Annotated in this window: 20 protein-coding genes and 1 pseudogene; 12 read left to right on the top strand and 9 right to left on the bottom strand. The window is 69.7% G+C overall.

Annotation, left to right across the window (positions count from 1 at the left end; all coding sequences use genetic code 11):
- Positions 1-62: 62 nt before the first annotated feature.
- Entirely contained in the window at positions 63-962 is a 900-nt protein-coding gene (locus AB0I69_RS48245; protein WP_363102229.1) for an SDR family oxidoreductase, read from the top strand.
- Here AB0I69_RS48245 and AB0I69_RS48250 read toward each other — a convergent pair.
- A complete protein-coding gene (locus tag AB0I69_RS48250) occupies positions 944-2230 on the bottom strand; it encodes an MFS transporter (protein WP_363102230.1) in 1287 nt (428 codons plus the stop codon). The genes AB0I69_RS48245 and AB0I69_RS48250 overlap by 19 nt on opposite strands.
- Before the next feature lie 62 nt (positions 2231-2292).
- Between AB0I69_RS48250 and AB0I69_RS48255 the strand changes: the two genes are divergently transcribed.
- The 3 genes from AB0I69_RS48255 to AB0I69_RS48265 are packed head-to-tail and all read left to right on the top strand — an operon-like array spanning position 2293 to position 4471.
- Positions 2293-2676 carry a MerR family transcriptional regulator gene (locus AB0I69_RS48255; RefSeq protein ID WP_363102231.1) on the top strand — a complete coding sequence of 128 codons (384 nt, stop codon included), beginning with the start codon at positions 2293-2295 and terminating at the stop codon, positions 2674-2676.
- A 40-nt stretch (positions 2677-2716) separates the two neighbouring features.
- Complete coding sequence (locus AB0I69_RS48260; RefSeq protein ID WP_363102232.1) at positions 2717-3493, top strand: GNAT family N-acetyltransferase; 777 nt, start codon at positions 2717-2719, stop codon at positions 3491-3493.
- Positions 3494-3550: 57 nt separating this feature from the next.
- The gene (locus AB0I69_RS48265) at positions 3551-4471 is read left to right on the top strand and encodes an NAD(P)-dependent oxidoreductase (protein WP_363102233.1); all 921 of its coding nucleotides are present in this window, start codon (positions 3551-3553) and stop codon (positions 4469-4471) included.
- An 87-nt stretch (positions 4472-4558) separates the two neighbouring features.
- Here the strand turns inward: AB0I69_RS48265 and AB0I69_RS48270 are convergent, their stop codons facing one another.
- Together AB0I69_RS48270 and AB0I69_RS48275 are read right to left on the bottom strand one after the other, a co-directional pair.
- Entirely contained in the window at positions 4559-5440 is an 882-nt protein-coding gene (locus AB0I69_RS48270) for a GNAT family N-acetyltransferase (protein WP_363102234.1), read from the bottom strand.
- Positions 5441-5541: 101 nt separating this feature from the next.
- The gene (locus tag AB0I69_RS48275; protein ID WP_363102235.1) at positions 5542-5805 is read right to left on the bottom strand and encodes a GlsB/YeaQ/YmgE family stress response membrane protein; all 264 of its coding nucleotides are present in this window, start codon (positions 5803-5805) and stop codon (positions 5542-5544) included.
- 231 nt (positions 5806-6036) lie between these two features.
- On the opposite strand from AB0I69_RS48275, the gene AB0I69_RS48280 reads away from it, so the two are divergent.
- Positions 6037-7464, top strand: a complete 1428-nt coding sequence (locus AB0I69_RS48280; RefSeq protein ID WP_363102236.1) for a hydrolase — start codon at positions 6037-6039, stop codon at positions 7462-7464.
- A 42-nt stretch (positions 7465-7506) separates the two neighbouring features.
- On the opposite strand, the gene AB0I69_RS48285 is transcribed toward AB0I69_RS48280, so the two are convergent.
- Together AB0I69_RS48285 and AB0I69_RS48290 are read right to left on the bottom strand one after the other, a co-directional pair.
- On the bottom strand, positions 7507-10230 hold the full coding sequence (locus AB0I69_RS48285; RefSeq protein WP_363102247.1) for an exo-beta-D-glucosaminidase: 2724 nt from the start codon (positions 10228-10230) through the stop codon (positions 7507-7509).
- A gap of 102 nt (positions 10231-10332) precedes the next feature.
- Entirely contained in the window at positions 10333-11517 is a 1185-nt protein-coding gene (locus AB0I69_RS48290; RefSeq protein ID WP_363102237.1) for an ROK family protein, read from the bottom strand.
- A gap of 144 nt (positions 11518-11661) precedes the next feature.
- Between AB0I69_RS48290 and AB0I69_RS48295 the strand changes: the two genes are divergently transcribed.
- Positions 11662-13116 (top strand): APC family permease, encoded by a 1455-nt coding sequence (locus AB0I69_RS48295; RefSeq protein ID WP_363102238.1) that lies wholly within the window; start codon positions 11662-11664, stop codon positions 13114-13116.
- A gap of 188 nt (positions 13117-13304) precedes the next feature.
- Here the strand turns inward: AB0I69_RS48295 and AB0I69_RS48300 are convergent.
- Positions 13305-13702 (bottom strand): annotated as a pseudogene (locus tag AB0I69_RS48300) (hypothetical protein).
- 25 nt (positions 13703-13727) lie between these two features.
- Between AB0I69_RS48300 and AB0I69_RS48305 the strand changes: the two are divergent.
- Together AB0I69_RS48305 and AB0I69_RS48310 are read left to right on the top strand one after the other, a co-directional pair.
- A complete protein-coding gene (locus AB0I69_RS48305; protein WP_363102239.1) occupies positions 13728-14495 on the top strand; it encodes a phosphotransferase in 768 nt (255 codons plus the stop codon).
- Positions 14496-14594: 99 nt separating this feature from the next.
- The gene (locus AB0I69_RS48310) at positions 14595-15365 is read left to right on the top strand and encodes a metalloregulator ArsR/SmtB family transcription factor (RefSeq protein WP_363102240.1); all 771 of its coding nucleotides are present in this window, start codon (positions 14595-14597) and stop codon (positions 15363-15365) included.
- A gap of 50 nt (positions 15366-15415) precedes the next feature.
- Here the strand turns inward: AB0I69_RS48310 and AB0I69_RS48315 are convergent, their stop codons facing one another.
- Both AB0I69_RS48315 and AB0I69_RS48320 read right to left on the bottom strand, forming a co-directional pair.
- Entirely contained in the window at positions 15416-15856 is a 441-nt protein-coding gene (locus AB0I69_RS48315) for an SPW repeat protein (RefSeq protein WP_363102241.1), read from the bottom strand.
- 89 nt (positions 15857-15945) lie between these two features.
- A complete protein-coding gene (locus tag AB0I69_RS48320; RefSeq protein WP_363102242.1) occupies positions 15946-16092 on the bottom strand; it encodes a hypothetical protein in 147 nt (48 codons plus the stop codon).
- On the opposite strand from AB0I69_RS48320, the gene AB0I69_RS48325 reads away from it, so the two are divergent.
- Positions 16070-16258 carry a hypothetical protein gene (locus AB0I69_RS48325; protein WP_363102243.1) on the top strand — a complete coding sequence of 63 codons (189 nt, stop codon included), beginning with the start codon at positions 16070-16072 and terminating at the stop codon, positions 16256-16258. The genes AB0I69_RS48320 and AB0I69_RS48325 overlap by 23 nt on opposite strands.
- Here AB0I69_RS48325 and AB0I69_RS48330 read toward each other — a convergent pair.
- Positions 16200-17186: a LysR family transcriptional regulator gene (locus AB0I69_RS48330; protein ID WP_363102244.1), complete on the bottom strand. Its 987-nt coding sequence runs from the start codon at positions 17184-17186 to the stop codon at positions 16200-16202. The genes AB0I69_RS48325 and AB0I69_RS48330 overlap by 59 nt on opposite strands.
- A 143-nt stretch (positions 17187-17329) precedes the next feature.
- On the opposite strand from AB0I69_RS48330, the gene AB0I69_RS48335 reads away from it, so the two are divergent.
- The 3 genes from AB0I69_RS48335 (at position 17330) to AB0I69_RS48345 (ending at position 19897) form a co-directional block, all read left to right on the top strand.
- Positions 17330-17407 carry a putative leader peptide gene (locus AB0I69_RS48335; protein ID WP_351520955.1) on the top strand — a complete coding sequence of 26 codons (78 nt, stop codon included), beginning with the start codon at positions 17330-17332 and terminating at the stop codon, positions 17405-17407.
- 120 nt (positions 17408-17527) lie between these two features.
- On the top strand, positions 17528-18649 hold the full coding sequence (gene sfnG, locus AB0I69_RS48340; RefSeq protein ID WP_363102245.1) for a dimethylsulfone monooxygenase SfnG: 1122 nt from the start codon (positions 17528-17530) through the stop codon (positions 18647-18649).
- A 30-nt stretch (positions 18650-18679) separates the two neighbouring features.
- Positions 18680-19897, top strand: a complete 1218-nt coding sequence (locus tag AB0I69_RS48345; protein WP_363102246.1) for an acyl-CoA dehydrogenase family protein — start codon at positions 18680-18682, stop codon at positions 19895-19897.
- Positions 19898-19971 lie beyond the last annotated feature (74 nt).

Consider the following 19971-nt stretch of genomic DNA (forward strand, 5'->3'; position numbering starts at 1 on the left):
CCTGCCCACGATGGACACACAGCACAGCGCAAGCTCACCCCACCTCATCGAAGGAACGCACCATGCGTGTTTTCGTCACCGGCGCCACCGGGTTCATCGGCTCCGCCGTGGTCCGTGAACTGCTCGACGCCGGGCACACGGTCACCGGCCTGGCCCGCTCGGACGCGTCCGCCGAGGCGCTGACGGCCGCGGGGCTCGGCGTGCACCGGGGTTCGCTCGACGACCTCGGCAGCCTGCGCAGCGGTGCCGCGGCGGCGGACGGGGTCTGCCACCTGGCGTTCATCCACGACTTCTCGGACTTCGCCGCCAACTGCGCCACCGACCTGCGCGCCATCGAGACGATAGGCGAGGCGCTCGCCGGCACCGACAGGCCCTTCGTGGTCACGTCGGGCACCCCAGGGCTCGGTGACGGGAGGGTGGCGACGGAGGAGGACCACGTCGACCCCGGGTCGTTCTCGGCGATCCGGCAGCCCTCCGAGATCGCGGCGATCGCGCTGGCGGAACGCGGCGTACGGTCGTCGGTCATCCGGCTGCCCCGGTCCGTGCACGGCATCGGCGACCAGGGATTCGTCCCCCAACTCATCGCCGTCGCACGGGAGAAGGGCCTGTCGGCGTACGTCGGCGACGGCAGCGCCCGCTGGCCCGCCGTGCACCGTCTCGACGCGGCCCGGCTGTACCGATGGGCACTGGAGTCGGCCCCGGCGGGCGCGCAGTACCACGCCGTCGGCGACGAGGCGCTGCCGCTCCGTGAGATCGCGGAGGTCATCGCCCGCCGTCTCGACGTCCCGACCGGAAGCGTGGCGCCGGAGCAGGCGGTGGACCACTTCGGCTTTCTCGGTCTCGTCGCCTCGCTGGACTGCCCTGCGTCCAGCACGGTGACGCGGAAGCAGACGGGGTGGGAGCCAGTTGAGGTGGGGTTGATCGCTGATCTTGAGACGGGGCATTACTTCGGGGAGGCGTAGGGGCCAGGTCGGGAGTTGTTGGTTGTCTGCGGGCCGGTGGGGGCTGGTCGCGCAGTTCCCCGCGCCCCTACGAGGCGCTTCTCGGCCTCCACGGGGGTCCCTGGAAACGCATGCCGGCGCCCCAGCACGACCACGGCGAGCGCGCCCGCGACCAGCGGCAGCGCCGTCCAGGGCAAGGCCCCGGCGCCCCACCCCGACAGGGCGAGCCCACCGGTGAACGAGCCCCCGGCGATGCCCGCGTTGTACACCGTGGTCTGCAACGACGTTGCCACGTCGGCGTGTTCGGGCCCGGAGGCGTTGACGAGCGCGGTCTGGATCAGCGTCGGCGCCCCGCCGAACGCGACTCCCCACCCGGCGACGGAGGTGAGCAGCACCGCGGGGGAGTCGCCACATAGGCCGATCACACACATGACCGCCACGAACAGTGTGGTCGCGCCCAGCAGTGTGGGCCGCGCCCACCGGTCCACGAGTACCCCGGTGGCCCAGATCCCGACGACCGTGGCGGCTCCGAACACCAGCAGGACGACGTCAGTACGGTCGTAGCCGGAGTGCGCCGCGAACGGGGCGACGTACGTGTACATCACCTGATGCCCCAGCAGCAGGAACAACGTGACCGACAGGACGGCCGGAATCCCCGGGAGCACGGCGACACCCCTCAACGGGACGCGTGCGCCCGGGAGTTCACCGGGAAAGCCGGGGACCCGCAGTCGTATCCAGACCACCACCAGGACCGCGAGCCCGGCCAGGATCCCGAACGCCGTACGCCAGCCGAGCATCCCGGCCAGCGCGGTTCCGGCGGGCACGCCCAGGGACAGGGCGAGGGTGATGCCGGCCAGCACGACCGCGATGGCCCGGCCGCGTCGCTCGACCGGCACCATCCGGGCGGCGTACCCGGCGAGCATCGCCCACATCGTGCCGCCCATGACCCCGGCCAGCAGTCGGGCGCCGAAGGTGACGGTGTACGACGAGGACAGCGCGACCACCGTGTTGGCGCAGGCGAAGCCGAGGAGCGTACCGACGAGGACCGGGCGGCGCGGCAGCCCGCGCAGCGCCGCGGTGACCGGGATCGCGGCCAGGAAGGAGGCGACCGCGTACCCGGTGACCAGGAAGCCGACCCGCGCCTCGGAGACGCCGAGAGCCGGTGCCATCCGGGGCAGCAGACCGGCGGGGAGCAGTTCGGTCAGGACGGCGGTGAAGGCGGCCGTGGACAGGGCGAGGAGCCCGGACCAGGGCAGGGCGGCGCCCTTGGCCGTGGATACGGTGGTCATGGGACCATGGTCGAACCCTCACATCAGTGTGAAGGCAAGCGAGCCCTCGCCCGGAGGCGGTCATGAAGATCGGCGAACTCTCCCGCCGCACCGGCGTGCCCACTCGCCTCCTGCGCTACTACGAGGAACAGGACCTGCTGCACCCGGACCGCACCGAGAACGGCTACCGCTTCTACGGCGAGCCCGCGGTCCGGGACGTCCAGCAGATCCGCGGGCTGCTGGACTCGGGGCTCACCACGGAGATGATCCGTGCGATCCTGCCGTATCTGTCCGGCCCGGACGAGATCCATGTGCCTGCCGAGTGCCTGACCCCCGAGACGGCCGCCCTGCTCAGCGGCCACATCGACCGGATCCAGGCCCGCATCGACTGCCTCGCCCGCAACCGCGACAGGCTGAGCGCGTATCTGGCGGCCGTACGACCGGCCGTGCCCTCGGAGAGCGGGTAATCCCGTTGCCAGGGTCGCCCGCGGATGTTGAAGTGAGCCCATGGATCATGCCATGGTGCTCGCCCTCCACGACCGCGACCTGCGCGAAGGCGCCCGACCCGACGGCCCCGGGGCCCGCGTCGAGCGGACCGGGGGAGTGGTGCGCCAGGTCGCCGACGCGCACGGCTGGAACGGCGTCCTGTGGTCGGACCTGGACGAGACGGACGCCGACGCGGCGATCACCGAGCAGGTCGCGTACTTCACCGGGCTCGGCCGCGACTTCGAATGGAAGCTCTACGGCCACGACCTGCCGACGGATCTGGGACAGCGGCTGACGGCGGCCGGGTTCACCCCCGAACCGCAGGAGACGCTGATGGTCGGCGAGATCACCGCACTCACCCTCGACACCGAACTACCGGACGGCATCCGGCTGTTGCCCGCCACCGACCGCGCGGGCGTCGACCTCGTGGCGGACGTCCACGAGAAGGCCTTCGGCACGGACAGCTCCCGACTGCGCGCCCAACTGCTGGCCCAACTCGCCGCGGATCCCGACACAGTTGTCGCCGTCGTCGCCCTCGCCGGTGACGAGCCGGTGAGCGCGGCGCGCATGGAACTCGTCCCCGGCACCCGGTTCGCCGGCCTGTGGGGCGGCGGCACGGTGGAGGGCTGGCGGGGCCGCGGCATCTACCGCGCCCTGGTCGCCCACCGTGCCCGCATCGCCGCCGACCGCGGCTACCGCTACCTCCAGGTCGACGCCTCCGACCAGAGCCGCCCCATCCTCGAACGCCTCGGCCTCGCCCCGCTGACCACGACCACGCCGTACCTGTACGAGCCGTAGAACCGCAGCTCAGCGTGCCGATGTCACATCCGCGCCGACCTGATCCGTCGCATCGTCATGACGACGAACCAGAGCAGTCGGAGCATCCTCCTCGCCGGTGGCGGCGGCGTCCTCGGCGGGCACATCACCCAGGCCCTCACCGACGCCGGCCACAAGGTCACCGGCCTCGGCCGAGGACCGGGCAACGGCATCCGCGCCGACCTCCTGGACCGCGACGGGCTGCTCCGCGCGGTCGACGGACACCACTTCGACACCGTCGTCCACGCCGCGACCGCGCTGCGCAAGGCGCCCCTGCGCCACCGCGACATGCACAGCACCGACGCGCTCCGCGTCAAGGGAACCGCCCACCTCGTCGAGGCCGCCCAGGCCACCGGCGCCCGCCGTTTCATCGCCGAGTCGATGGTCTTCGGCTACGGCTACGGGGACTTCGGCGCTCGCCCCCTCACCGAGGACGACCCCTTCGGCCCGCGCGGCACCACCACGGAACTGGAGAAACACATCGAGGGCATGCGCACCAAGGAACAACTCACCCTCGAAACACCGGGATTGGAGGGCATCGCACTCCGCTTCGGCCTCTTCTACGGTCCAGGCGGCACCGACGCCCTCCTGCCCATGCTGCGCAAGCGGCGACTTCCCGCCCCCGACGACCACGGCCGGGTCCTGCCCTGGGTCGAACTCACCGACGCGGCCCGCGCTGTGGCCGCCGCCGTCGAACGCGGGCGCCCCGGCCAGGCGTACAACATCGCCGACCGCACACCACTCGGATTCCGCGCCCATGTGCTGTACGTGGCAAGGGAGTTCGGCCTGCCGAAGCCGATGGCCGTACCGCTGTGGACGGTCCGTCCGATGGGGTACGCGCACACGATGATGACCAGCAGCCAACGGGTGTCCAGTGAGAAGGCCGAACGCGAGCTGGGCTGGACGCCTGTGTACCCGGCCGGCCAGGACGGACTCGCAGCGTTGCGCGCCGCGCGCTGATCGGCGCACCGGGGCCGAACGGGTCGTAGGCGAGGGCGGATTGGTCCGTCGCCACGGACCTCGTGCGGCTACGGCGAGGCGAAGCGTCTACAGGTCGAGCTGGTACTCCACCGCGCGATGCGTCGGGACATACCCAAGCGCGTCGTTCACCGCACGCATCGGCGCGTTCTCGTCCGCGGTGTCCGTGAGCAACCCGGCGAGCAGCGGATGGAGTTGACGCGCCCGGCGGATCGAGGCCGCCTTCATCCAGCGGGCGAGGCCGCGGCCGCGATGGGCGGGCAGTACGGCCGTGCCGTAGTGCTGTGCGTCGCCGAGTCCGTCGCCCGGTACGACCAGTTCGGAGAAGCCGACGACGCGGCCGTCCGCCGTGTCGACCGCGGCGACGGTGTGCAGCAGGTCCCCGCGTCGGGCGACCGCCTCCGCCGCCGCGACCAGTCGCTCCACGTCCCATGCGACGGTGCCGTAGTCGGTACCGTCCATCGGCATGTCGTCCATGGCGGTGCGCGACGCGGCGTAGGAGCGGGCGAGTTCGCCCGGCACCGTGCCCTCCCACTCCGTCAACTCGTAACCGGGGTGCGGACGTTCGGCCAGCTCGCGGATCGCCGGGAGATCCGCGTCGGCCAGCGACAGGCGGGCGTACGTCAGGGACAGCACTGGACGGAAGCCGCGGGCCGGCAGGAACTCGTCGGCGGGTGAGCCTTGTTGGGCCTGGACGACGATCGAGCGTCGGCCCTCTGCGTGGGCGGCCGTGACCGCGGCTGTCAACAGCCGTGTACCGATGCCCTGTCGTCGCTCGGCGGCGTGGACAGAGATCTCCAACTCGGCGAGATGCGCCTGTCCTCCTTCGAGGAACAGGCGCATCGAGGCCGACCCGACGGGCACGCCGTCGGCGTCCTGGGCCAACCAGACGAGACGACGGCTCGACGGGCCGGACTCGGGATCGACGAGCGGAGTGATGCGTGGCGACAAGGGTTCTCCGTGCGGAGTGCGGGAAGCGGGGGACCGGGCGGCAGGCCTGCAGAAACTAGCCGCCGCCCGGTCTCACCCGCAACGCATTTCCCGCCTCCCGCTCAGCGGCGCACCCTTGTCCGGTCCAGTGCGGCGATGCCGACCGCGGCCAGGCCGATCTGGATGAGCCACTCGATCCAGTCGATCCCCTTGGTGTCGGCGACCCCGAGTCCGGAAGCGATGGCCGCGCCGAGCAGCGCGGCCACGATGCCGACGACGATCGTCAGCACGATGCCGATGTGCTGGCGGCCCGGAACGACGAGCCGCCCCAGCACGCCAATGATGATGCCGATGACGATGGCACTGATGATGCCCGAGATCTCCATTTCCGCCCCTCTTTGTCGATAGTCCTGCTCTCATCATGTGCCCGCTGGAGGCCAACCCAGTCCGCCCGTGTTTTCTTGCCGGTTATTGCCGGGACTTTCTGTTCACCACCCCTTCATGCCATGTACCTTTCAATCGTTCAATGCGCGTAGAACTCCCCAACTACCGTTCTACGCGCGCAGATCAGGCGCCCGCACCGCACCCTTCCCCATCCCCTCATGGAGGTTCGCCGGATGCTTGGATCAAGAAGATCCCGCCGCAGACTCACCACCGCCCTCGCCGGCCTGGGACTTTTCGTCACGGGGGCCGCCCTCCAGGTCACCACCACGGCCACGCCCGCGCACGCGGCCACCACGCACCGCGTCCTGTTCGACGACGGCCACGCCGAAGAGGCGGGCAACGCGGACTGGATCATCTCCACCAGCAAGCCCGACCCGCTGTCCCAGGACTCCTCCCCGTCCTCCGAGACGGACTGGACCGGCGCGCTCTCCTCGTGGGGCGTCGCCCTGCAGAAGACGGGCAACTACAGCCTGAAGACCGCCACGAGCGCGCTCACGTACGGCGGTTCGTCGACGACCGACCTGTCGAACTTCGACACGCTGGTCCTGCCCGAGCCGAACACGCTGTTCACGACCGCCGAGAAGACCGCGATCATGACGTTCGTCCAGAACGGCGGCGGACTGTTCATGATCTCCGACCACACCGGCGCCGACCGCAACAGCGACGGCGAGGACGCGGTCGAGATCCTCAACGACCTGATGACGAACAACAGCGTCGACTCGACCGACCCGTTCGGCTTCTCCATCGACTCGCTCGACATCAGCTCCGGCTACCCCGCCGCGATCAGCGACAGCACGAACACGGTCCTGAACGGCGCCTTCGGCACGGTCACCAAGAGCCTGATCGCCGACGGCACCACGGCCACGCTCAAGCCCGCCGACAACGCGAACGTCAAGGGCCTTGTGTACCGCAGCGGTTACTCCGGCAACACCGGCGCCTTCTTCGCGACCAGCACCTTCGGCAGCGGTCGCGTCGCCTTCTGGGGCGACAGCTCGCCCATCGACGACGGCACCGGCCAGTCCGGCAACACGCTCTACGACGGCTGGAACGACACCGGCGCCACCAACGCCGCCCTCGCCCTCAACGCCACCGCGTGGCTGGCCGGCGACGGCAGCAGCAGCGGTGGCGGAGGAGGCGGCACCGGCACCTGCACCGCCGCCCAGCTGCTCGGCAACCCGGGCTTCGAGTCCGGCAACACCACCTGGACCGCCTCCAGCGGCGTCATCACCACCTCCAGCAGCGAGGCCGCCCGCACCGGCTCCTACAAGGCCTGGCTCGACGGTTACGGCTCGGCCCACACCGACACGTTGTCCCAGTCGGTGACCATCCCGTCCGGCTGCTCCGCCACCCTCAGCTTCTATCTGCACGTGGACACCGCGGAGACCACCACCAGCACCGCCTACGACAAGCTGACGGTCACGGCCGGATCCACCACCCTGGCCACGTACTCCAACCTGAACGCGGCCTCCGGATACGTCCTGAAGTCCTTCGACGTCTCCTCCCTGGCCGGCACCACCGCCACCATCAATTTCAGCGGCGTCGAAGGGTCCACCCTCCAGACGTCCTTCGTCATCGACGACACGGCGCTCAACGTCAGCTGACGACGACCGGTGGGGCCCGGCGGCGGCCGGGCCCCACGGGTTTCACGCCGCCGGGACCGTCTGCTCCGGTGTGTTCCAGCCGGAGACCCGCACCCGCGGTGCCGACCCGTGCAGATCGGCCGTCCGGTAGGTCACGGTCAGCGTCGTCGACTCCCCGGGCCACAGGCTCACGTCGTTGTCGGACCACTTGACCGGCAGCACCGGCTTGCCCGCCGAGTCCACGAGATGGACGTCGGTGAGGAGTGAAGGCGTCTTCCCCTTCCCCGAGTTGCGCACCGTCACCGTCGTGGTGGACGTGCCGTCCTTGCCCGCCGAGGTCGACGCCGTCGCCGAGACCGGCGCCTGCGCCATCGAGTCGAGCCCCTTGAGATCGGCGTAACTCGTCGTCGGCGTGTAGTACCAGTCGGTGTGGGCCCAGTCGAGCGTGTCGGGCTTCGTGGAGAGCCAGTACACGTTCCGGCTCACCTCCTTGCCGGACGCGTCGCTCAGGGTCAGCCGTACCAGGCACGTCGTCGACAGCCCGCTCACCGACGAGGGCGAGGGCAGGGTGAGCGCCGTGCTGTGCGCGCCGCCGCCGGAGACCTGCACCCCGGTCACCTTCTTGTCGTACTTCCGCGTGCCGTCGGTGTTGAACAGGGTGGCGCGAGCGGTGAGTTGGCGTGCTGACGCGTTCCGGTTGTTCACCACCACGACCGAGCGGTTGTCGTACGAGTACTGGATGTGCAGCGGCTCGTTCGCCTTCTTCGCGCCGAAGTAGGCACCGCCCTGGTCGAGGTAACGGTCCATCAACTGCCAGTGCAGCGAGGTCCAGCCGCTGTTGAACATCCAGTACACGACCCCGGTCGCCGGCTTCGAGGCGTCGGTGGCGTTGCGCTCGTACGCCTCGAACTGGGCCCGCACGTTCTCGTATTGGGCCAGCTGCGCCTTGCGGACGTAGTCGGTCAGGCTCGTCGGCGGGCCGTAGCGGCCGGTGAGGGCGTTGTCGTAGAGCTTGAGGGTGTTGAAGGTGGAGGACGGGGAGCGGTGGTACTGCTTGGCGGCCGGGTTCTTCCAGAGGGTGGCCAGTTCGGCCGGGGTCATCATCCGGCGCAGGGTGTCGAGGGTGGGGATGTCGGGGCCCGCGCTGGTCTCGGAGTTGAAGCCGGTGGCGCCGCCCTCGCGCTTGGCGTACCAGTAGTTCGGCGGGATCCAGTCGTACGGCCCGGTCATCTTCATGCCGGAACTGCCGCTGACCGGCGATGAGTTGGCGGAGGCGGCGGCGACCACCGGAGTCCTCCAGTCGGCGGCCTTCAGGGCGTCCAGGTATGTCTTCTCGATCTTCGCGTCAGGTGCGAAGTCGCTGCCGATGAGGAAGGAGATCACGCTCGGGTGGTCGCGCAGCCGGGCGGCCTCGGCGGCCATCGACGCCTTGGCGACCGGGTAGTCGGCGGCGGTCCACTTGTCGCCGGTCTCGTCCCCGTTGACCTGGCCCTCCCACTTGTCGCAGCACTCCCAGCCGGGGAGGGTGAGGATGCCGTAGCGGTCGGCGAGGTCGAAGAACTCGTCCGGCTCGATGTGCCCTTCCAGACGGATGGTGTTCAGGCCCAGGTCGAGGGCGTACTTCAGGCGGTCCTCGACGTACGTCTTGTCCCAGCGCAGGAACTCGTCCGGCGACCAACCGCCGCCCTTGATCAGCAACTTGCGGCCGTTGACGCGGTACTGGCGGTCGCCGTCGGAGTTCAGCGGTGCCTGGACGTCGCGGATGCCGAAGGTCTGGTGCGCGGTGTCGGAGGCGGTGCCCGCCACGGAGGCGGTGAGGTCGAGGCCGTAGAGCGGCTGGCCGCCCATGCCCGCGGGCCACCAGACCTTGGGAGAGGTCAGGTGGAGGCCGAAGGTGACGGTCTTCGTCTCGTGTGCGGCGAGGGAGACGGTCTTCTCGAAGGCCGTGCTGCCGATGCTGCCCCTGACCTGCGCCGTCACGGGTGCGTTCGAGTCGTTGCGCGCCTGTGCCTTGACCGTGAGGTCGGCGGAGGAGAGCGACGGCACGGCCAGCTTCGTCACCACATGCGCGTCGCGCAGCGCGACCGGGCCGCCGCGTCGGACGAGGACGTCACGGACGATGCCCATGTTCTCGTCGGGCGGCGGCTGGAGCCAGTCGATCCAGCCCATGGTGAGGTTCTTGTTCGGGTCGTTCGGCTGGATGCGGAAGGCGACCGTGTTCGTGCCGGAGCGCACCAGCGAGGTGACGTCCAACTCGTGCTGTGTGTAAGCACCGTTGACGTCCGAGGCTTTGGCGATCCGCTTGCCGTTGACGTAGACGTCGGCCGCCGAGATCGCCCCGCTGAAGTCGAGGTAGGTGCGTTTCTTGGGGCCGGCGACCGTGAAGTCGCTGCGGTACCACCACGGGACCTGGAAGTCGGCCTTCGGGATCTTCTGCTGGTTGGTGGAGTAGAAGGGGTCCGGGTAGACACCGTCGGCGATCAGGGCCGCGAGAACGGTCGAACGCGCGCCGGCCGGATACCAGCCGGTCGCCGGATAGCCGGGGGAGGACACGGCCGCGGCGGAGTCCGCGACCTTGGCGGACGACTGGATCGCGTAGCCGGACAACGGGGTGGCGGTCCCGGCCGTCGAGCGCACGGCGGTCACCGGGGCCTGCGCGGGAGGCGGGGAGGACTCCCGGGCCCCCGCCCACGCGCTGGTGGTGAGGGAACCCAGGAGGCCCAGGGCAACCGCGGCCGTCGTGAGACGGCTCCTGAGAAGTGGGGGAACGGCGGGGCGGTGGAACACGGCGGTCTCCAGCCTCGTCAAGTTAGGAAACTTTACTAACTGCACCAGAAGGTATGGCGCGACATGAGGCCTGTCAACCATCGTTGCCCGTGAGGAGATTGCTCAGGATGCCGAGCGGCGCTCGAACACCACGTCCCGCGCGGTACCGAGGGCCGTGGCCACGGCACCGAGCAGCACCGCGTCCTCGCCCAGCGCGCTGGGCACGATCTTCGGGCGGAGCGGGGTGAGCGCGCGCAGGTTCTCCCGCACCGGGCGCAGCAGCAGATCCACGCTGTGCCCGACGCCGCCGCCCAGGACGACCAGGTCCGGATCGAGGACGGCGGCGGCCGCCGCCACCGTGTGCGCGATCCGCTCGCCCTCCAGCTCAACTGCCTTGACCGCGGCGGCATTTCCCTGCCGAGCCGCGTCGAACACGGCCTTCGCGGTGAGCTGCTGCCCGCTCATGCCGAACATGCGGGCCGCCTCGACCACGGCCACCCCGGACACGGCGTCCTCCAGCGTCTCCGGCTTCTGCTGCCCCGGCCACGGCAGGAACCCGATCTCGCCGGCGCCGCCGTGCGCCCCCGTGAACAGCCGCCCCTCGCTGACCACGCCCATGCCGAGACCGGTGCCGATCATGATGTACGCGAACAGCCGGCTGCCCGCGCCGACGCCGTACGTGTACTCGCCCAGCGCCGCGAGATTGGCGTCGTTGTGCACCTCCAGCGGGACGCCCAGGTCCTCGCGCATCCGGTCGAACAGCCCGGCCCGGCCCCAGCCCGGCAGATGCATCGCGTACCGCACCCGCCGCCGCTGCTCGTCGTACACGCCCGGGGTGCCCACCACGGCGTGCACCACCGCGGCCGGTTCGACCTCGGAGTTCGCCACCACCTGGTGGGCGGTGGCGACCACCAGCTCGGCCATGGCGCCCGAGCTGCGGGCCCGGTTGCGGACATCCGCCCGGGCCACCACGTCGCCGTCGAGATTGGCGACCGCGACCCGCAGCCAACTGCGGCCGACATCGATGCCGAGCGCGTACCCCGCGGCCGGATCGGGGGCGTAGAGCACGGCGGTCCGGCCGCGCTCGGGGGCCTGCGTGCCGACCTCGTGCACCAGTCCCGCCTCCGCGAGGGCGGCGAGCGCACTGGAGACCGTCGGCTTCGACAACCCTGTGTCGCGGGCGAGTTGGGCGCGTGAGGCGGCACCGGCGGAGCGCAGCCGGTCGAGCAGCAGCCGTTCGTTGACACTCCGCAGCCGTTGGCGACTCCAGGGCTGTTCCTGCTGCTCTACGACGTCGCCTGCGGGCATCTCACCATTCTCACGCATCGTGGACACCCTCTTGACGAGTCTAGTAAGGATCCTTAACTTTAGCGCCCAGTCAGCCACCGGATACCGGCCCGCACGCCGCACCCCTCTCTCCCTCCCCGAGCCACGCCATCCTCAGGAGCCCCCATGTCCGGTAGTCCGCCCCCAGACGGCGGCTTCGTCCGCCGCGTCGGCCTCTTCCAGGCCACCGCCATCAACATGAGCCAGATGTGCGGCATCGGCCCGTTCGTGACGATCCCCCTGATGGTCGCCGCGTTCGGCGGCCCACAGGCGGTGATCGGCTTCGTCGCGGGCGCGATCCTCGCGCTGGCCGACGGACTCGTGTGGGCCGAGATGGGCGCCGCGATGCCCGGCTCCGGCGGCAGCTACGTCTATCTGCGCCAGGCCTTCCAGTACCGCACGGGCCGGCTGATGCCGTTCCTGTTCGTCTGGACGGCGATGCTCTTCATCCCGCTGATCATGTCGACGGGCGTGGTCGGCTTCGTGCAGTATCTCGGCTATCTGGCACCGGACCTGGGCAAGACCTCCGGCGACCTCATCGGCCTGGGCGTCATCGCCCTGGTGATCCTCCTCCTCTGGCGCGGCATCGAGAACATCGCCCGCATCACCGCCGTGATGTGGACGGTGATGATCGCCTCGGTGTTCCTGGTCATCGTGGCCGCCGCGAGCGACTTCAGCGCGCACCTCGCCTTCACCTACCCGGCGCACGCCTTCGACCTGGGCAGCGACCACTTCTGGCTCGGCTTCGCCGGCGGCCTGACCATCGGCATCTACGACTACCTCGGCTACAACACCACCGCCTACATGGGCGCGGAGATCAAGGACCCCGGCCGTACGCTCCCGCGCTCCATCCTCTTCTCCATCGTCGGCATCATGGCGATCTACCTGATGCTGCAGATCGGCACCCTGGGCGTCATCGACTGGCACCGGATGACGAACGTGAACGACATCGCCTCCACCTCGGTGGCCTCGGCGGTCCTGGAGAAGACCTGGGGCAAGGGCGCCGCCGACACGGTCACCGTCCTGATCCTGATCACGGCCTTCGCCTCGGTCTTCACCGGCCTCCTCGGCGGCTCCCGGGTGCCCTACGACGCGGCCCGTGAACGCGTCTTCTTCCGCCCCTACGCCAAACTCCACCCCAAGCACCGTTTCCCGATGCTGGGCCTGGCCACCATGGGCGTGATCACGGCGATCGGCTTCCTGATCGGCCGCCACACCGACCTCGCGACCCTGATCCAACTCCTGACCACGGTCATGGTCATCGTCCAGGCCCTGGCCCAGATCATCGCCCTGACGGTCCTGCGCAAACGCCAGTCGACCCTCCGCCGCCCCTACCGCATGTGGCTCTACCCCGTGCCGAGCATCGTCGCCTTCGTCGGCTGGTGCGTGATCTACGGCTACGCGGACCGGAACTCCCCGGGCCGCCACCCCATCGAGTGGTCCCTCGCCTGGCTCGCCCTGGGCTGCATCGCGTTCGTCGTCTGGGCCCGCTTCGAGAAGGTGTGGCCGTTCGGCCCCAAGGAGATCACGGAGGAGTACCTCACAGAGGCGACCCCGGACCCCGAACCCGCCGGTGCGTAGGACCTGTCGGGCCGATCAAGTCGCAGGAAGTCAGCGGCGACTTGATCGGTGCCGGTGAGCGGGGTCTGGTGCGTGCAGCTGCAAGGCGGAGGAGGGAGGCGACGCGATGGGAGTCACCCACGCCCTTTAAGGCAGTGGGGGAGTGTGTGCCAGACCCCGCGTCTGCGGCATGAACGGCCGGACAGGTCCTAACGGCTGTTGACCCAGCCTGTCGCGGTCAGCACCTCGCCCGCGATGTCGGCGACGGAGCGCCCGTCGGTCACCACCGGCACGGTGTCCACGGGCGCCCGCTCGTCCAACAGCCGTGACTTACGCGCACTGTTGGCCAACTCCCGCGCCAACTCCCTCCCGTTCAGTCGCTCGGCCGCGGTCTCGTCGGAGGCGGTCGGCAGCACCCGTACGATCCGCACGTCCGCCCCATCGCCCGACGGAACTGCCCGGCCACCTCGGCGAGCACACTCACCGTGTTCGTGTACACGAGCCGCCGGTACCCCAGTGCGGCGTAATTCCCCCACACGGCCGTCAAGTTGGCCTCACTGATCGCCGCCCGGCGTCCCCCGATGAGCAGCGCCTCCGCGTGATCCATACGAGCAGCGTGCCCAGCGATACTCGTGCGGGCGAACGATTTCGAGGAGGCGGGCCAGGTGGACGGATCGGTGCTCGGTGGTGGGGCGATCAACAAGGTCGTACGGGTCGGGGAGACCGTACGGCGCACTCCGGTCCCGCCCGAACGGTCCGCCTACGTAAGCAGGTTGCTCGCGCTGTTCGAGCGGCGCGGTTGGGCGGGGGCGCCGCGTTTCCTCGGCACGGACGAGGAGGGGCGGGAGGTGTTCCAGTACGTCGAGGGCCGGGCGGCCGTCAGCCCCGAGGAGGAGTCCGCCGCCCGCACCGACGACAGCCTGGTGCGCGTCGCGCGGCTCGTGCGTGCCTTCCACGACCTGACACGCGGGACACCCGAGGCCGGTGACCAGGACGTCGTCTGTCACAACGACCTGGCTCCCAAGAACACCGTCTACGACAGCGCGTGGCTCCCGCTGGCCTTCGTCGACTGGGACCTCGCCTCCCCCGGGGAGCGCGTCCACGACGTCGCCCACGTCTGCTGGCAGTACCTGGACCTCGGCCCCGGCATCACCGACGTGCCCGGGACCGCCCGCCGGATCGCGCTGCTCTGCGAGGCGTACGGCCTCGACGATGCCGACCGGCTCCTCGACACGGTCCTGTGGTGGCAGGACCGGTGTTGGCGAGGCATCGAGGCCGGTGCCGAGCGCGGCGAACGGGGCATGGCGGGCCTGCGGGCGAGCGGCGTCGTGGACGCGGTCCGGGACGCGCACGACTGGGTGGCCGCGCACCGGCGCGAACTGGGCGCCTTCCTGGACTGAGGCGCCGTACACGAGCGCACAACGGACGAATCCGCCTACCTTGACATGCAGGCAACTGCCTGCATAACGTTGAGTGTGCGATCCGAACACGACTCAGGGATGGACGCGGTCTTCAAGGCACTGGCCGACGAGACCCGCAGGCGCCTGCTGGACCGACTGCACGAGCACAACGGGCAGACGCTCGGGGAGCTTTGCGGGCGCATCGACATGACCCGCCAGTCGGTGACGCAGCATCTGGCCGTCCTGGAGTCCGCCAACCTGGTCAGCACGGTGCGGCGCGGGCGGGAGAAGCTGCACTACCTCAACCCGGTCCCGCTGCACGAGATCCAGGAGCGCTGGATCGACAAGTTCGAGCGCCCCCGACTGCGCGCGCTCGGGGCCCTGAAGCGAAGAGCCGAGGAAGCCATGACCGACAAGCCGACATTCGTCTACGTCACCTACATCGCGAGCACCCCCGAGAAGGTCTGGGACGCGCTCACCGACGCCGATCTGACCGCCGCCTACTGGGGCCACAGCAACGTGTCCGACTGGCGGCCGGGCTCCCGCTGGGAACACGTGCGCACGGACGGCTCCGGCATCGCCGACGTCGTCGGCACCGTGGTCGAGAGCGACCGCCCGACCCGCCTCGTGACCACGTGGACCTCACCGGAGAACGAGGGCCGGGAGGACACGTACTCCCGGGTCACCTACGACATCCGGCGGCACGAGGACATCGTGCGCCTCACCGTCACCCATGAGGACCTCGCCGACGAGGGCGAGCTGTCCGACGTGTCCGGCGGCTGGCCGGCCGTGCTGTCCAACCTGAAGTCGGTCCTCGAAACCGGCAGCCCCCTCCCGCAGTCGCCCTGGCTGGTGCCGGGCGGCCACTGAAGGGAGCGTGCCTTCCTTGCGGGGTCCTCGCTGTGGCTTCCGGGTCTTCTCTACGGCTTGGGAGTGCTCCGCGCCGCCGTACCGGCACACACCAGGCCCAGGAGCACGGCCAGTCCGCCGATGATGACGTTGTTCAGGATGACGCCCTTGTCGGGGCTGCTGCCGACGATCCACGGCGAGACGATCATCCAGACACCCAGGGCGCTCATCGCCCAGCTGAGGCCGTACATGCGCTCCGGTGCCCTGGTGAACCCGAGGGCCAGCAGGCCGATCGCGATGCCGACGATCAGGTTGTGCGGCACGAGCGCCGGCTGGCTCGTCGTGTAGTGGAGTATCCACGGGGATACGGCGCAGTACAGACCGAGCAGGAACACCGGTCCGTCCACGAGCGCCACATCGCGTCCACCGAGCATGCGGGCGTAGCGTGCCTGCATTTCGGAGACATCAGGGTGGCTCGTTATGTCACCTCTGGTGTGCGAGACGTTGGCCATGATGCGTCTCCTTTGACTTACTGGCCCGACCGCGTCTGGTGCGGTATGCGGTAAGAGCCGCTTCTCCCCATTCTGCTCTTATTTCTCCTTTATGTGTAGTTGTCGGGCTGTTCGTCGTCCCGGCGCCGTCCGGCCGCCGTAGTACTTGGCATGTAGGCGTCGATCGCGGGCAGGTGAACGAGTACGACGGTTCCCCCGGGGAGCCGAAGGTCGATGCTGGAGGTGTCTGCGGACATGGGCGCGAAGGTGTTGGAGCGGTTTCCGGCGGGGGCTCCGCGCGGATCATGGCCTGCCGAGGAGTTCGCGGCCCGGCGCCGTGCCGAGGGTGAGCCTGCCAGGGTCGTCATGGACCTGAAGTCGGACGCGTTCCTTGTGGTGGTTCCGACGGGCGACGAGGACTGACCGTACGATCCGCAAGGTCAGGTGTCGGTCCGCTCAGCTCCCGGGCCCGTCGCAGGAACGCCTCGTGCAGATCCCCGGCCGCCTGCGGTACGGACTCCGCGCGGCGGCGGCGCAGCATCAGCAGGACGCGGGCCGTGTCGCCGGCTATCGGCCGGTAGGTGATCGCGCCGAGCCGCTCCAGCGGGTCCCCGACCACGCTGAAGTCGGGCAGAACCGTCGCCCCCAGCCCCTCCGCGACCATGAGCTTGCCCATCTCGGCGCCGTCGGTCGAGTACGCGAAGGCCGGGCCCCGACCGTCCAACAGCCGGTGGACATAGCGGTGCATCACATAGCCGGAACGCATACCGATCAGTGGCTCGGTGAGTAGGTCGTCCACACTGACCGTCGGCCGGGACGCCAGCGGACTGTCCGGACGCACGCACACCACCGGCAGCCCGGACAGCAGCTCGGTCGACTCGAAGTCGGCAGGCATGTCGTCACCGTCCAGATGATTGACCAGCCCGAGATCGAACCCGCCCTCCGTCAGCGCCCGGTGGATGTCCGTCTGCTGAGCGCCGACCACCTCGACCTGGGTCAGCGGATGCGAGGCACGGAAGTCCCGCACGACGGGAAGCAGCAACGGCACGGTCGCCGCGTTGACCGTGCCCACCCGCACCATGCGACTGATCCGGTGCTGCTCGCCGGCCGCCGCGCGCAGCCGGTCCACCGCGTCCAGCACATCGACGATCTTCGGCAGCAGCTCCCGTCCCTCCGCGCTCATCGTCGCCCCGGACCGCTTGCGCTCCAGGAGGTCGACGCCGAGTTCGCGTTCGAGGTTCCGTACGGTCTCGCTCAACGCGGGCTGCGACAGGCGCAGTTCCTCGGCGGCCCGGCGCAGGGAGCCGAGCCGGGTCACGGCCGCTATGTATTCCAGCTGTTCGGTCCGCATGCCCGCAGAATGCGGCCGATTTCCCGGGCCGTTCAAGGGTTTCCCTGTCACACCTTCGTGAAATTCAATGGTCCGCGATACGAGACCGGTCGGGTTTTCCTTGACGGTCCTCGCCGACGGCTGCCACGATCGACAGCATGAAGATGCGACTGGACCTCACGCGGCGACGCCATGTCGACCTCGCGCGCGTCTCCAGCGCCTCCTGTTGCACCGCGGCCTGATCCCCGTCACCTCCGTCCTGTGATCCGCCGCTCCCTTTTCGCTCCCGCCTGAAATTCGCCGGATTTCGCCCCGGCCGGATTCGGCGCGCCCGAAAACGCATTCCGCAACAGGAGTTCCGCATGCCCGCAGAGCCCGTGAAATTCGCCTACTGGGTCCCCAACGTCAGCGGGGGACTCGTCACCAGCAAGATCGAGCAACGCACCGACTGGGGCTACGAGTACAACCGCGAACTCGCCGTCCTCGCCGAGAACAACGGCTTCGAGTACGCGCTCAGCCAGGTCCGGTACATGGCCAGCTACGGCGCCGAGTTCCAGCACGAGTCGACCAGCTTCAGCCTCGCCCTCCTCCTCGCCACCCAGCGCCTGAAGGTGATCGCCGCCGTCCACCCCGGCCTGTGGCACCCGGGCGTCCTCGCCAAACTCGGCGCCACCGCCGACCACTTGTCGAACGGCCGCTTCGCCGTCAACGTCGTCTCCGGCTGGTTCAAGGGCGAGTTCACCGCGCTCGGCGAGCCCTGGCTGGAGCACGACGAGCGCTACCGCCGCTCCGAGGAGTTCATCCAGGCCCTGCGCCAGATCTGGACCGAGGACCACACCGAACTCGCCGGTGACTTCTACCGGTTGCGCGACTTCTCCCTCAAGCCCAAGCCCCTCAACACCGCCGAACGACCCCACCCGGAAATCTTCCAGGGCGGCAACTCGACAGCGGCCCGCGCGATGGCCGGCCGCGTCTCCGACTGGTACTTCTCCAACGGCAAGGACTTCGACGGCGTCACCGAACAGCTCGCCGACGTACGCCACTCGGCCGCCCAAGTCGGCCGCACGGCACCGAAGTTCGGCCTCAACGGCTTCCTCATCGCCCGCGACACCGAGGCCGAGGCCCGCGACACACTCCGCGAGATCGTCGCCAAGGCCGACCGCGAGGCCGTCGAGGGCTTCGGGGCCGCGGTGAAACAGGCCGGACAGTCCTCGGCCGACGGCAAGGGCATGTGGCAGGACTCCACGTTCGAAGACCTCGTGCAGTACAACGACGGCTTCCGTACGGGACTCATCGGCACCCCTGAGCAGATCGCCGAACGCATCGTCGCGTACCGGAAGTTGGGCGTCGACCTTCTCCTGCTCGGCTTCCTGCACTACCACGAGGAGGTGGAGTACTTCGGCAAGCGGGTGCTGCCGCTCGTGCGGGAACTGGAAGCCCAACTCCCGGACACCGAGCCCGAGCCCGTCTCTGTCCACGCCTGAGCGCCCCCACCGCGAAAGAGGTCGTCCGACATGAGCACCGTCACGCCCACCGACTGGGGGACCCGCCCGGCCCCGCAGTCCGCCCAGGACTGGATCGCCCGCGCCGCCGAGGTCGCCGGAGTCCTCGACACCGACGCCGCCGCCCGCGACCGGGCCGGCACCACCCCCTACGCCGAGGTCCAACTCCTCAAGGACTCCGGCCTCGTCACCCTGCTCGGCCCCACGGAGCACGGCGGCGGAGGCCAGGACTGGCCCACCGCCTACCGCGTCGTCCGCGAGATCGCCAAGGCCGACGGCTCCATCGGCCAACTCCTCGGCTACCACTACCTCTGGAACTGGGCCGCCCGCCTCGTCGGCACCCGCGAACAGTGGGAGCACGTCGAGGCCGAGGCCGCCCGTAACCGCTGGTTCTTCGGCGGTGCGGTCAACCCGCGCGACAAGGACGTCACCGTCACCGAGGACGGCGACGCCCTCGTCTTCACCGGCCGCAAGTCCTTCTCCACCGGCAGCAAGGTCTCCGACGTCACCGTCCTCGAAGGCGTCCTGGAAGGCACCGACCAGCACGTCTTCGCCATCGTCCCCTCCGACAGCGAGGGCCTGACCTTCCTCGACGACTGGGACAACATCGGCCAGCGGCTCACCGAGAGCGGCGGCGTCATCCTCGACGGCGTCCGCACCCCGTGGTCCTCGGCGGCCGGTTACGTCGACAAGGAATTCCGGCCGCGCACGTACAACACGCTCAACGTCCCCACCATCCAACTCGTCTTCGTCAACTTCTACTTGGGCATCGCGGCCGGCGCCCTGGAGACGGCCGCCACCTACACCCGCACCAAGGCCCGCTCCTGGCTGCACGGCGGCTACGAGCGCGCGGTCGACGAGCCGTACGTCATCGACACCTACGGCGACCTCACCGCCAAGCTCTGGGCGGTCGAGGCACTCGCCGACACCGTCGCCGCCGAGGGACAGAAACTGCACGACGACCCCGACGCCGTCACCGAGCAGACACGCGGCGACTTCGAGGTACGGGTCGCCGCCGTCAAGGCACGCGCGACCGACGTCGCCCTGGAGATCGGCAACCGCATCTTCGAGGTCACCGGCGCCCGCTCCACCTCCACCTCCGAGGGCCTCGACCGGTTCTGGCGCAACGTCCGCACCCACACCCTGCACGATCCGGTCGCCTACAAACGACGCGAGGTCGGCCGCTGGGTCCTGGAGGGCGAACTGCCCGAACCCACCTGGTACTCCTGACCCGCCAGCCCAGGGGCGGGGGCCCAGGTTGGGGCGCCCCCCCCCCCCCAAAGGGAGGGCACACCGAGGAAAAA

This window comes from Streptomyces sp. NPDC050508, assembly GCF_040655155.1.
Lineage (GTDB): Bacteria > Actinomycetota > Actinomycetes > Streptomycetales > Streptomycetaceae > Streptomyces.